The organism is Acetobacter fallax (assembly GCF_011516735.1).
Taxonomy (GTDB): domain Bacteria; phylum Pseudomonadota; class Alphaproteobacteria; order Acetobacterales; family Acetobacteraceae; genus Acetobacter; species Acetobacter fallax.
Genome location: NZ_WOSX01000002.1, coordinates 66142 through 79492, shown reverse-complemented (window position 1 = coordinate 79492; position 13351 = coordinate 66142). Strand labels below are relative to the sequence as shown.

The 13351-nt window shown below is 60.3% G+C and carries 10 protein-coding genes and 1 pseudogene; 7 read left to right on the top strand and 4 right to left on the bottom strand.

Annotated elements, in window-relative coordinates; all coding sequences use genetic code 11:
* Positions 1-9 precede the first annotated feature (9 nt).
* From GOB85_RS02410 to GOB85_RS02390, 5 genes are all read left to right on the top strand, one after another.
* Entirely contained in the window at positions 10-837 is an 828-nt protein-coding gene (locus tag GOB85_RS02410; RefSeq protein ID WP_242011234.1) for a GntR family transcriptional regulator, read from the top strand.
* 19 nt (positions 838-856) lie between these two features.
* Entirely contained in the window at positions 857-1399 is a 543-nt protein-coding gene (locus tag GOB85_RS02405) for a GNAT family N-acetyltransferase (protein WP_173576037.1), read from the top strand.
* A gap of 108 nt (positions 1400-1507) precedes the next feature.
* Positions 1508-2608 carry a quinone-dependent dihydroorotate dehydrogenase gene (locus GOB85_RS02400; protein ID WP_173576038.1) on the top strand — a complete coding sequence of 367 codons (1101 nt, stop codon included), beginning with the start codon at positions 1508-1510 and terminating at the stop codon, positions 2606-2608.
* Positions 2605-3492 (top strand): TIGR01459 family HAD-type hydrolase, encoded by an 888-nt coding sequence (locus GOB85_RS02395; RefSeq protein WP_173576039.1) that lies wholly within the window; start codon positions 2605-2607, stop codon positions 3490-3492. Before GOB85_RS02400 ends, GOB85_RS02395 begins: the two co-directional genes overlap by 4 nt.
* Positions 3493-4048: 556 nt before the next feature.
* The gene (locus GOB85_RS02390) at positions 4049-6487 is read left to right on the top strand and encodes a TonB-dependent receptor (RefSeq protein WP_173576040.1); all 2439 of its coding nucleotides are present in this window, start codon (positions 4049-4051) and stop codon (positions 6485-6487) included.
* A gap of 250 nt (positions 6488-6737) precedes the next feature.
* Here the strand turns inward: GOB85_RS02390 and GOB85_RS02385 are convergent, their stop codons facing one another.
* Both GOB85_RS02385 and GOB85_RS02380 read right to left on the bottom strand, forming a co-directional pair.
* Positions 6738-7673 carry a cellulase family glycosylhydrolase gene (locus tag GOB85_RS02385; RefSeq protein WP_173576041.1) on the bottom strand — a complete coding sequence of 312 codons (936 nt, stop codon included), beginning with the start codon at positions 7671-7673 and terminating at the stop codon, positions 6738-6740.
* A 364-nt stretch (positions 7674-8037) separates the two neighbouring features.
* Complete coding sequence (locus GOB85_RS02380) at positions 8038-9633, bottom strand: DegQ family serine endoprotease (RefSeq protein WP_173576042.1); 1596 nt, start codon at positions 9631-9633, stop codon at positions 8038-8040.
* A 328-nt stretch (positions 9634-9961) separates the two neighbouring features.
* Here GOB85_RS02380 and GOB85_RS02375 point away from each other — a divergent pair, with 328 nt between their 5' ends.
* Positions 9962-10456 carry a hypothetical protein gene (locus tag GOB85_RS02375; RefSeq protein WP_173576043.1) on the top strand — a complete coding sequence of 165 codons (495 nt, stop codon included), beginning with the start codon at positions 9962-9964 and terminating at the stop codon, positions 10454-10456.
* 235 nt (positions 10457-10691) lie between these two features.
* Positions 10692-11762 carry a hypothetical protein gene (locus GOB85_RS02370; protein WP_173576044.1) on the top strand — a complete coding sequence of 357 codons (1071 nt, stop codon included), beginning with the start codon at positions 10692-10694 and terminating at the stop codon, positions 11760-11762.
* A gap of 9 nt (positions 11763-11771) precedes the next feature.
* On the opposite strand, the gene GOB85_RS02365 is transcribed toward GOB85_RS02370, so the two are convergent.
* On the bottom strand, positions 11772-12626 hold the full coding sequence (locus GOB85_RS02365; protein ID WP_173576045.1) for a glutaminyl-peptide cyclotransferase: 855 nt from the start codon (positions 12624-12626) through the stop codon (positions 11772-11774).
* 202 nt (positions 12627-12828) lie between these two features.
* A pseudogene (locus GOB85_RS02360) lies at positions 12829-13308 on the bottom strand (nucleoside deaminase); the annotation flags it as partial.
* Between the last annotated feature and the right edge of the window lie 43 nt (positions 13309-13351).

Genomic DNA, 13351 nt, shown 5'->3' with positions numbered 1-13351 from the left:
CGGAGCGTGTTGCCACGTACGGGATGTATGCCAGAGGATGGCTGCATTGTTAACAATATTCGTTTACAACGCAAACTGATCCTTTTGTGGGATGATCGCGGTGTGAGCGGGCTGGTGGGGGATGGTATGGATGTTGTGCTGACGGCGGGGGCGCTGCGGGACGACGGTCTGGTTCAGGAGGAGAGCGCGGTGGCTCAGGCGCTGCGCGATGCAATTCTTGAGCGCAGGCTCGGGCCGGGGAGTCGTCTGCCGGAGGAGCAGCTTGCGGAGATTTTCGCGTCCTCGCGTGGCAGGATCAGGCGTGTTTTGCTGGCGCTGGCGCGGGAACACATTGTTGTCATCCAGCCCTCACGCGGGGCGTTTGTGGCTTCGCCCGATGCGGCTGAGTCACGGGCGGTTCTTGCGGCGCGGCGCACGATTGAGGTGGGGGTGATGGAGCGGCCCTGTCAGCCGCTGACCGATGAGGCGATCGGGGCGTTGCGCATGGTGATTGAGGAGGAGCGCCGGGCGCATGCGGCGCATGATGCGGTGGCGATGATCCGCTGGTCCGGGCGGTTTCATCTTGAGCTGGCGCTGGGGCTTGGCAATGCGGTGATTGCCGACATTGTCTCGGAGCTGAGTCTGCGGACGTCTCTGATCATTGCGATTTATGAGCGGCAGAACGCGACGTGTTGTCTGAAGGCGGATCATGATCTGCTGCTGGGGGCAGTGAGCGATCAGGCCTGGGCGGAGGCGGGACGGCTGATGTCGCGTCATTTGCTGGAGATTGAGAACAATCTGGATTTCTCTTCGCCTGCGCCGCCGGCGACGTCGCTGGGGTTGATTCTGAAGCGGTGAGGGCAGGCTGGTGGTGAGTGTGAAAGTCGGGGTTCGGGGCGATGTGAGGCTTGTGCCTCTGCGACCGGAACATGCGGAGGCCATGTTTTCCGGGCTGTCCGATGCGCGGGGGTATCGTTTTCTTCCGGATGATCCGCCGGGGTCGGTGGAGGATCTTCGGGAGAAATATGTCAGGCAGTCAGCCGGGGCGCCGGCCGGAAGTGGCGAAGTGTGGCGAAACTGGCTGATTGCGGGCGGCGATGGCGCGGGTCTGATGGGGTACACGCAGGCGACGTTTTCAGGCGATGACGCGGTGATCGGGTATCATGTGTTTCCGGCCTTCTGGCGGCGGGGTGTTGCGACTGCGGCGGTCGGGCTGACGCTGGACGCGGTGTTTGCTGTGGGTGCCGTGAAGGCTGTCAGGGCGTTTGCGGATACGCGGAATGCTGCTTCCGTGGCGTTGATGGAGCGGCTGGATTTCCGGTGTTTGCGGGTGATTGAAGGGGCGGATTTTTTCAGGGGCGAGAGCAGTGATGAGTATGAGTTCACGCTGTCGCGGCGGAACTGGCTGGCGTTTCGCTGAAGGGTTCGGGGTGGCGATCCGTCGGTTGTTCCGCTGATGCCGGTGGGGGAGGGCGGAACTGTCCACCGGTGCCTTTTCAGGGGGCTGCGCTTCGGGCACCATTGGGGCATGAGTGATATGTCTGAAAAACTGATTTCTCCCCTGCTTCCTCTGGTTCGCACGCTGGATGCGGAGCGGGCGCACCGGCTGGCGATTGATGCGCTGATGCTTGGGGTGGGGGTTCCGCCTGTTCCTGTGAAGGATGATCCGGCGCTGGCGACCCGGGTGCTGGGGATGCGGTTTCCCAATCCGATCGGGATTGCGGCCGGGTTTGACAAGGATGCGCGGGTGCTGCGTCCGCTGGCGCGGCTGGGGTTCGGGTTTGTTGAAGCGGGGACGGTGACGCCGCTGCCGCAGGCGGGTAACCCGAAGCCGCGCCTGTTCCGGCTGACGGAAGACCGGGCGATTATCAACCGGATGGGATTTAATAATCAGGGGATCGACCGGTTTGCGGTGCGTCTGGCGCGGCTGTTTCGCGGGAAGGCGCGGCATCCGATGGTGCCGGTGGGCGCGAATATCGGGATCAACAAGGACGGGGCGGACCCGGAGCGGGATTATCCGGCGCTGATCGGGCGTGTGAAGCCTTATGTGGATTATATTGTTCTGAATCTCTCGTCTCCGAACACGCCCGGGCTGCGGGCGTTGCAGAGTTCGGAGCGGCTGGCGGGACTGCTGGCGGCGATTGCGGCGCAGCATGCGGAGCGGCCGCCTTTGCTGATCAAGCTGGCGCCGGATCTGTCGTCTGAAGAACTGGGGCCGATTGTGGAGGCTGCTGTTGCCGGTGGGGCGCAGGGGCTGATTGTCAGCAACACGACGCTGGCGCGTCCGGCGGGGTTGCGGAGTCCGTATGCCGGTGAGGCTGGCGGGTTATCCGGGCGGCCTCTGAAGGAGAAGGCGCTGGAGGTGTTGCGCGAAGTGGCGCGGCTGGCGGACGGGCGGCTGGCGCTGGTGGGCTGCGGTGGCATTGAGACGGGGGCGGATATTGTCGCACGGGTACGGGCCGGGGCTGATCTGGTGCAGGTTTATACGGCGTTTGCGTATGACGGGCCGGCGTTGCCCGGGAGGCTGAAGCGCGAGGTGCTGGCGATCCTGCGGGAGCAGGGGGTTGAGACGCTTGGTGATCTCAAAGGTGCTGATCTGAAAAGTGCTGGCCAGGGTGTTCGCTCATGAGCGGGCGGCGGATGGAGGTTCTGTCGGGCGTTTCGGCGCTGGCTGACCGGTATGACGGGTATGTCGTCGATCTCTGGGGAACGGTGCATGACGGTGTGGCGCCGTATCCGGGGGCGGTGGACTGTCTGAAGGCGCTGCGGGCGGCGGGGAAGCGGGTTGTTCTGCTGTCCAATGCGCCGCGTCCTGCGAAGGTGGTTCAGGCGCAGCTTGCCGGGATGGGGGTTGATGGCACGCTTTATGATGGGCTGATGACGTCGGGCGAGTTGACATGGCGTTTGTTATCATCACGGGACAATAAGGCGGTTTACAAAGACTGGCCGTGGCTGGAGGGGCTTGGCAAGCGGGTGCTGCATATTGGCGGCGAGCATGATCTGGCGTTGTTTGAGGGGCTTGGTCTGACGCTTGTCGATCATCCGGGGGATGCGGATTTTGTGCTGAACACGGGGCCGGACGAGCGGCGGGGGAAGACGGACCTGGAGCCGTATCTTGAGCCGCTGGCGGCGTGTGTGGTGCGTGATCTGCCGATGGTGTGCGCGAACCCGGATCTGGAGGTGATTCGCGGCGGGGTGCGTCTGATCTGTGCTGGTCTGCTTGGGAAGGTTTATGAGCAAAAGGACGGGGTAGTGCACTGGATCGGCAAACCGTATCCGGCGGTTTATCAGCCGGTTCTGGAGATGCTGGGTGTGCCTTCGGAGCGTGTCATTGGTGTGGGCGATGCGCTGGCGACGGATATTCGCGGGGCGGATGCGGCGGGGATTGCCGGGTTGTGGGTGCTTGGGGGCATTCATCAGGAGAAGCTGGGGAATGATCCGGTGCTGGCGCAGGAAGAGGCTGACGGGGCCGGACTGGCGCCGGTTGCGACTGTGCCGACATTTGTGTGGTAGGGCGGCGTCAGAATGTGAGGTGCAGGGTGCTGCTCCGGAGGCGCTGAATGATGAAGAGGGCTCTGCCCGCGCCCGGAAGGGGTCGCGGACCCCTTCACCCCGATGTGGCGAGCCTTTGCCGGGGTTTGGGGCGGGGTTTGGGGCAGTGCCCCGCTGGTGTTCCACGTTAAAACATTTAACTGAGCTTGTGGGTTCTGCTTCGGGACCCGCCGGCAGCCTGTTTTATCACGGCAGGATTTTCTCATGACAGATGGCATGTTGAAACGGCGGTTCGTTCGGGACTGACGGGTGGTGACGCAGTTCTGCGGGGCTGGCGTTTCTTTTGTCATGACAGAGTCGGGCCTTGTCTGGCGTCCGGGGGTGCTGGCTGTCATCTGGTCATTGCAGAGTCGCATCTGTCGAACTGTTGCTGAATCAACACAATCTCAGAAAAGTTGACCATTCAGACGAATTTTATCGGCATCAGGTGTTTCATATCGTTGCAAATTCCAAATGAAAAATATTACGTTTGGTTGCTGGCCGTGTGCAGAGACGGCGGAACACGGGGATACTAAAAATGTCGCGTCTGTTGGGGTCGATCGCTGGTCGGGCTGTTTTGCTGAGCACCGCTCTTTCCGGAGTTGCTCATGCCGCGACGCCGGTGGTGCATCGTTCTCACGCTCATTCCCGTGCGCATCAGGCGGCTTCGGCCGGAAAGGCTGATGGTGCGAAATCTCCTTCTCCTGTCAGGGGAATTGAAGCGCGTGGTCGTGCTGACGAGGTATCTGTCAGCACCGGTCGTCTGCATGTGACTGTGGGAGGCGGGCTGATGCGCCGGGTCGATGAGGCCCGGAACATCCAGTATGTCGGGCAGGATTACATTGCGAAGCAGGCTCCGACGCAGAACGTCGTCAATCTTCTGACGATGATGCCGAGCGTGAATGCGATGCCGACCGATGCTGCGGGAATCAACAGCTCCGGTTTGCAGGTTCGTGGTCTGACTTCGAACGATATGGGCTGGCTGATGGACGGTGCGCCGGTTCTGTCTCCTGGTGCCGGCAATTATCAGGCCGAGGTGCTGGATACCGAGAATATGGAACAGCTGGCGATTGCTCCGGGATCCAGCAGCACCGATGATCCGGTGACGAGTTCTCTGGCGGGTACGATTTACATGAAGATGCGCGACCCTGCGGCGAAGGCAGGGGCGCAGGTCGATTTCAGTTATGGCTCGTTCAATACGTTCCGCGGTTTTTTTCGTGGCGATACGGGTGAGATCGGTCATTCCGGCGTTCGTGCGTTTGCTTCTGTTTCCAGTGCCACCGAGCAGAACTGGTATGGGCCGGGTATTCAGAAGAAGATTCACTCGGATGCCAAGATTCTCAAGGAGTTTTCTAACGGGAGTTCGATTGCATTCGAGCAGGACTTCAATCTTTCCGACTCAGGTTATTATTATTATCCGACCGCGCAGCAGTGGCGGCAGACGCGGTGGATCAGCCCGGATGCGACGTATAGCGGGGTCAATGACTCCAGCTATTACAAACTCAATAATGCGGCGCCGTTTTATAGCGGTACGGTTCTGATGCCGATGAAATTCGTGCTGAGTGACAGTCTGACGCTGACGGATACGCCTTATTTCTGGTACGGTTATGGCTGGTCGATGGGGGGTAATACTGTTCAGCAGGGCAGTACTTATCTTGGCAACCAGAATGCGGACGTTAACCTGGCGCAGGGCACCGGGGCCGGCAGTGTTGCGAACGGTACCGGCGTTCTGGTCGATAATGCGAGTTACGGTCTGACCTATATTGGTGGCAATAATCTGAAGCTCAACTGGCACACACGCCATAACGATCTTTACGTTGGCTACTGGTATGAAAATTACAATCTGTCGGAGAAAGATCCGGTCGGAATTGTCAATCAGGCGACGGGGTCACCTTATGATATTACGCAGCGTGCCAATCAGTACACATTGTCGAATGGGCAGAAATACTATTCGGCCAATTATTTTCTGCAGTATCAGCTGAACGCTTTGTATGTCGGCGACAGTCTGAAGCTTTTTCATGACAAGCTGAACATCAATGCCGGGTTTAAGGATGTGATGATCACGCGCACGGCCGATAACTATCTTCCGGGAGCGACGGGTCATCAGGGAATCAGTGAAAACGTGCCGCTGCCGACACTGAGCGCACGGTACAGCTTTGATCAGAGCAATCAGATTTTTATTCTGGGTGAGGGCGATTATCGCCAGCCTTATATGGGCAGCAATCTGGATGCCTACGGGATCGGCACCGGGCAGCTTGTCAACGGTTCGTCCATGCCGAAATCGGAATACGCGATCAAGGAAGAGTTTGGTTATCGCTATAATGGCACGAAATTTATTGCTTCGGTGGTGTTCTACAACATGAACATCGTCAATCGCCTTCTGACCCTCAATACGTATCAGAACGGTGTTCAGGTCAGTCGTACGGAAAATGCAGGCGGTCAGACAAGCCGCGGTGTGGATATGCAGTTTGCGACAGCGCCGATCTGGGGCCGGTTTACGCCCTATGTGACGTTTGCTTACCTTGCCGCGCGACAGGACAACAACACGGCGACGACGGCTGCTGACGGGACGGTTGATTATCTGCGGACGGCGGGTAAGACGCAGGTGATGAGTCCGCATTATCAGGCGGCTTTGGGGCTGACCTATGATGACGGGCATTTCTTTGGGAATCTCAACGTCAAATATATCAGTTCGCAGTATTCGACGCTGATGGATGACGAAAAAATGCCTGGTTATGTCACGGACTCTCTGACGCTTGGTTATCGTTCTAAAGATATTGGCTTTATGAAAGCGCCGAAAATTCAGGTTGCGCTGAACAACATCAGCGGTTCGACCCAGCGTATCGGAGTGTATGGGTATTCCGATAATGCCCGTACGACGCAGGGTGTTTTTGGCGGGACGGTCAATGGCAGTTCGCCGACCTACTATATTGATCCGGGGTTCGCGGCCATTATGTCGGTCAGCGTCGGACTGTAAGGACTGTCCGGCCGGTGAACTGACGGGATGGGGCGGGTGCAGTCTTTGAGGCCCTGGAACCCGCCAGAGGTCACGTACCTCTGGAAACCGGCTTGTTGATTAACAGATCGGGGTGAAGGGGTCTGTGACCCCTTCCGGGTTCGGGCAGCGCCCGCTCTGCTGGAAACAGACAGAGGCTTTTAATGCTCTTCGTGTTACCGGTTCTGGCCTGAACAATCAGGTGTTCAGGCCAGAACCGGTGATGCGGATATCAGGTGGAGAGACAGGACAGCATGGCCTCGACGCGCGGGTCTGTCTGATCTGTCGTGATGTAATTTCCGTTATTGATCAGCCATTTGTCGGTGGTCCAGACTGTGGTTGCCAGCACACGGGAATCGGCGTTTAGCAGAGTCAGCGTGTTCTTGAGGGCTGCTGCTGACACGGCGTCGGCGGGGCAGCCGATTTCTCCCATCACGATACCGGAGTAGCAGTCGGGCAGGGTCGAGGCGAGCAGGCCGGAGACCCGTTCCACGCCGATTGTCGTGCTGGTTGAGGCGTCGCCGGCTCCCGAATCATCCGGATCGAGGTAGCAATGAACTTCGACAACGCAGCGACCGGCAGGGTCGGTTACGGCGGGGACCGGATTGCTGGCGCTGAATTGCTGTGCTCCCTGCCAGTCTGTCCACGGCACGGTGATGACGCCTGTGTAGCCCGCTGTGCGCATGGCGGCGATGACGGTGTTCCACAGGGGCTGGTAGGTGGCGTTGGTCTGCTGGTGTGGTTCGTTCATCAGGCCGATGGCGACGCGTGAGGGATCGGCATCGCCCATCCAGTCTTTGATGCCGGCGGCGAGGCGGGTCATGTAATCTATATACTGTGTCTGGCCGGTTGTGGTGGTGATATCGACGGTTGTTCCGCTTGTCTGGATGCTGCCAAATCCGTGAGGATCGAAAATGACGAAGCCGCCTGCGGTCAGACAGGGCTGTGCGAGGGTCGTGGAATAACCGAGATAGGTTGTGTCGAGTGCGGTGCCCTGGCCGCCGGGCTGCATGCGATAGAGATTATGAGGGATCCGCGCTGCCAGGCATCCCAGGGAAATCCAGCTTTCCGCGAGGGAGGTGGTCGGAACATTGTAGTCAAAATAAGCCCTGGTGGAAAATGTGCTTCCATCTTCAAGGCCGCTGAGGTTAACGCCGATAAGCATCATGCTCTCCTGTAAAACGCTTGGTGACGGGCCTGCGGGCGGGGCAGGTCTGTCTTTTTCCGGATGGATGGGTGCCGTTTCCGGAGGCGGGGGGCGTATGGCGCCAGCCGGATGCGGTGCCCCAGGGTGGCTGTCCCGCGCGTTTACTGAGGTAACGAAGTGATGCGGTCGCTTTCTGTCGGTGCAGGGGGTGGCGGGAGCGACGGTTCCTGTTGTGACCGGGCTGTCATCGTGCTGCCGGTAAGGGCGGGGGCGGATGCGCGCCGTGCGGGCAGACGGAGAGGTTTATGAAAAAAGAAACGCCCCTGCCGGAGGTTTTCCGGGCAGGGGCGTTCTGGAGTGGCCTGCTTAAGCGGGGAGGCAGGGCTTAGTTGTTATCGTCGTCATCGCCGTTGTCGGGATAGGCGTCGTTGTCGCTGTTATCGCCGCTGAGGGAGACGGCGACAAACAGGGACTGGCCGTCACGCAGGACGCGGAGCAGCACGGCCTGCCGGGCTTTCAGGGCGGAGGCGACGGCGGTGACGGTGGCTTTGGGGTTGTCGACCTGCTGGTCGCCGACGGCCTGGATGATGTCGCCGGGGCGGATGCCGGCCTGGTCGGCAGGGGAGCCCGGTTTGACGTCACTGATAACGACGCCTTTGACCGACTGGTCGAGTCCGAGTTGCTGACGGACATCGCCGCTGAGCGGTGCGAGGGAGACGCCGAGTTTCTGTCCGTTGCTGCCGAGGCTGGCGGGTGTTCCCGGGGCGCCGCCGGCACCGGACTGGTTGGCGATTTTCACTGTGATGTCACGTGAGGCGCTGCCGCGCAGGACGGTGAAGGTGGCGTCTGCTCCGGGAATCAGCGAGGCGACTTTGACCGCGAGGTGGTGCGGCGTGTCGATGGGTTTGCCGTTCAGTTTCGTGATGACGTCGCCAGCCTTGATGCCGGCTTTTTCGGCCGGGCTGTCGGAGGAGACGCTGGCGACCAGGGCGCCGGCGGGCGGGGCGCCCGCTGTGGGTGGTTTCAGGCCGAGGGCGCTGGCCATGGAGGGCGAGATCATCTGCGCCTGGACGCCGAGATAGCCGCGCGTCACATGTCCGGTTGTCCGGAGCTGCGTGACGACGGTCTGGACGATGTCGGACGGGATGGCGAAGCCGATGCCGATGGAGCCGCCGGAGGGCGAGAAGATGGCGGTGTTGACACCGACGACCTTGCCGTCCTGGGTGATCAGCGGGCCACCGGAGTTGCCGCGGTTGATGGGCGCGTCGACCTGGAAGAAATTGTCATAGGGGCCGTCGCCGATATCGCGGCCGAGGGCGGAGACAATGCCTGCTGTGACGGTGCCGCCGAGGCCGTAGGGGTTGCCGACGGCGATGACCCATTCACCGGGCTGGACGTCGTCGGACTCACCGAGCTGGATGAAAGGCAGTTTGCCGGTCGGGGTGAGTTTCAGGAGGGCGATATCGGTTTTGGGGTCGCGGCCGACGATGCGTGCGGAGAGGGTTGTGCCGTCATCCAGTGTGGCGGTGACTTTGGTGGCGCCTTTGACGACGTGGTTATTGGTGACCACGTATCCGTCGGCGGAGATGATGAAGCCTGAGCCGCGGGCTTCGATGGTCTGGCGCTGCTGCGGCATCATCTGGAAGGGGAACGGGAAGCCGAATGGCATCTGCTGTCCCTGACCCTGTCCCTGTCCTTCACCGGGATCGACTGAGTCGGCGCGGATTTTTGCCGTGATGGAGACGACGGCGGGCTTGACCTGTTTGACGAGGCTGATGAAGTCCGGGATCGTCTTTGCTGGTGCGACGGGCTGGATCGGGCCGGTTGTGTCAGCGTGTGCCGCTGGCGCGAGGGTGGCCCAGGGAGCCAGGGTGCTGGTCAGTGGCGAAGCGAAGGCGAGGCCACCGAGACCCGCGACGGCGGCGCAAAGCAGAGCGCGGGATGTCCGGGTGGTGCGGGTCGGCGAATTCTGTACTGGCATATCTCTTCCGATAAATCCCAAAAGACCGGGCCGCTCCGGCGCGGCCCGTGCACGGTGTCATGATGGGCGATGGTGCTTTTGAGGGCAATCCACGAGCGCCTGACAGTGTATGGCATACGCTGTCTTTCCGAACAGGTTTTATACGTGGTGATGAAACATGCGTTAGACGGCCTTTTTTTCGTGTTTCGGGATGGCGCTGTGATTGCGTGGGATTTCTGGTCTCCGGTCGGAGGGGCACGGAACTTTGTCCGGTCTGACCATTGCATGATCTCTGTGACTGGTGGTCAATATGACAAAACATTGCCGGTTGTTGAGGGGGCGGACCGTAATGGCGGGTTATCGAACGGGATTTTTTACGGCAGGGCTGCTTGGGCTGCTGGGTGTGCTGCCCTCCTGCGAGAGCACAAGCGAGAGAGTGGCGCAGAAGGAGGATCATCTCGCGGCGGCGGGGTTTGCGTTTAAACCGGCGAACACGCGGGAGCGGCAGGCGATGCTGAGCAGGTTGCCGCCGCATCATTTCGTGCGTCGGGTGAAGGGGGATCAGGCGTTCTATGTTTATGCCGATCCGACGGTGTGTGACTGCCTCTATGTTGGCGATGAGGCTGCGTATTCGAAGTATCAGCAGTATCGGCAGGCACAGGCTCTTGCGGATGAACAGCAGATGACGGCGATGGATTATCAGGATGCGTCGTGGAACTGGGGCGCCTGGGGGCCATGGGGTGGTGGTCCCTGGGGCTGGGGTGGTCTTCCCGGCGGCGCTTATGGTGGATGGAATCCGGCATGGGGGAACTGGGATCCGGGGATGGGGCCGACCGGGTGGTGAGTCTGTTCTGACCAGGGGCGTGGCGGGGCAGCGGGCGTTGCCGATGGTGGTTCCACCGTCATTCCGGTTGCCGTTCGGGACGATATGCTGATATCGGCTACGCCCTTATGCGCCCGACCGCCGGTCGGGCGTTTTCTGTGGGTGCGTTGAGGAATGACTCTGCGTCCGGGAAATGGTCTGTTCCTGCGAGAGTGCTGACAGACCTTTTTTTCGGGGGCGGCCGGAACGGGTTTGTGTGAATAGATTTTCAAAGAAAATTTTGCTTTTGTCTCTGTGTGTACTGAGCGGCTGTTATCAGGTCGGGCCCCGGCGCCTGGATCAGGATGAAAGTGATTATTCCCGCGCGCTGATCAGTTCGGCCAAGCAGCAGACGCTGCTGAATGTTGTGCGTCTGCGGTATGCGGACACGCCGGGTTTTCTGGACACCACGCAGCTGATTTCGGGCTATCAGCTTCAGCGCAATCTGTCTGTTGGCGTGGGCGCGGACTCGCCTGTGAGGCCGATAGGTGGTGCGGCGGTTCAGTTTCAGGAGAGCCCGACCTTTACGTTCCAGCCGGTGACGGGGGATGCGTATGCGCAGAGTTTTCTGCGTCCGTTACCGCCGGGCAGTCTGCTTCCGCTGGCGATGGGCGGGTTGCCGATTGATGTGCTGTTCCGGCTTTCCGTTCAGTCGATCAATCTGATCAGCAATGCGGGTGCGATTGGCGGGGATGTCGGGAAGGGATCGCCGGAATTTTTTGAACTGATTCATGATCTCCGCCTGCTTCAGGTTGCGGGTCTTCTGGGTATTCAGCTTGAGCACAGTCCTGAGGTTTCGGGGAAAACACCGCCGCTGGACCGTGTTTTTCTGACGATCGAGAACACGCATGATCCGGTGTTGTCGGAAACCGTCTATGAGACGCGCCACCTGTTCAACATGTCGAAAAATGATGAGCGTGTGGAGGTTGTGTATGGCGGCGGGCAGCCGCCACGGGGGCAGATCAGGCTTCTGACGCGTACGGTCCTGGGTGTGATGGGCCAGATTGCGTATCAGATCTCGGTTCCGGATGAAGATATTACGTCGGGCCGGACGCTGCCACGGGTTTCGCTGATCGGGCGGGAAACGAGGCCTGTTATCGTGATTCACGTGGGCAAAGAGCGCCCTGAGAACGTGTTTTCGTGGACGACGTATAACAGGAAATATTACTGGATTTCCGACAACGATTACGACAGCAAACTTGCTTTTACGATGCTGCAGATTCTGCTGGAGTTGTCGAAGACCAGCAAAAATCCGGGAGCCATCGTGACCATTCCGGTGAACGGGTAGGGTCTGCGTTCAGCGGAGTGCGTGTCGGGTGTTGTCGTTTTCGTCCGGGGTGCCGGTGTTCTGGCTGCCATTGCAGCTGATATTGGCGCCTGTTTTGCCGGTGATGGCGATCTGGTAGAGGGCTGGCCAGAGTTTTCCCGTGACGAACAGGCGTTTTCCCTGCGGGTCCCAGGCGATGCCGTTGAGGACGTTGTTGCTGTCCGGCGCGCGGGGCGGTCCGATGTGGCTGAGGTCGAGGAAGCTGGTGACGACGCCGGTTTTCGGGTCGATGCGGGCGATGAGGTTTGTCAGCCAGATATTGGCGTAGATCTGGCCATTCACCCATTCGAGTTCGTTGAGGCGCGGGACGGGACAGCCATCGGCGGTGACGGAGAGGGTTGAGGTCTGACGCAGGGTTTTCGGATCGAGGAAGCGGAGTTTTGAGCTTCCGTCGCTCATGATCAGCCACTGGTCGTTGCTGGTGAAGCTCCAGCCTTCGCCGGGATAGGTGAACTGTCCTTCGGGTTTCAGGGTTTTGCGGTCGTAGATGAAGCCGATCTGGTCGCGCCAGGTGAGCTGATAGAGGCGGTCTTTCCAGGTGATGATGCCTTCGCCGAAATAAGGTGTGTCGAGGCGGGTTTCCTGGAGGGGTTTTGCTGTGCTGAGCTGTTCTTTGCGGATCCAGGAATGGCCGGCCATTCCGGTGCTTTCATACAGATCACCATCGAGAAAAAAGAGGCCTTCGGTAAAAGCGTGGGGGTCGTGGGGGAAGGTGGCCTGGACGGCCACGTCATAGATTGGCGCTGGCGTTGCGGCGGCGGGGAGAGGAAGCAGGTTTGCGATGAACAGACACAGGGTGGCGGTTATTCTTGTGTGTCTGATCATTGAAGAGGCCTTTGCGGTTTATTCGCGGTCTTTATAAAGGGTGAGAGATCAAATTCTATTCTTCTTGTATTGCATGGATGCCGCGCGGTGCTGTTCCGGTGACCTGTGGTGGTGGTTTACGGGCGTGTGCGGTGTTGCGGGGCGTGGTTATCTGCCTGTTGCCGGTTAAGAGGGGGGCATTTCCGGGTTTTGGCTGGCTTTTTCGGAGTGAGCGGAAAAAATCTTTAAGGAGCCGGGCGTTTTCCTGTTCACGGACACCGCCGATGAGTTCGGGGCGATGCAGGCAGGCGGGCTGGCTGAAGATGCGGGGACCGTGATCGACGCCACCGCCTTTGGGATCGTATGCGCCGAAGATGATGCGGCGGACGCGAAAATGGACGGCGGCGGCGGCGCACATGGGGCAGGGTTCGAGGGTGACGACGAGGGTGCAGTCGTCGAGGCGTGTTGTGCCACGGGCGCGTGCGGCGGCGCGGAGGGCGAGGAGTTCGGCGTGGGCGGAGGCGTCGTGATCGGTTTCGACCCGGTTTGATGCCCGGGCGATGAGGGTGCCGCTGGCGTCGAGGATGATGGCGCCGACGGGGACTTCGCCGTTACGGGCGGCGTGTCGGGCTTCTGCGAGCGCGGTGTTCATGGCGGCGCAGGGGATGAGGCCACCGGGGTTACGGGGGGTGTCGGCGGGCATTGGGATCCCTTTTCGGGCGGGTTGGTCTCCGGGGATGGATAGG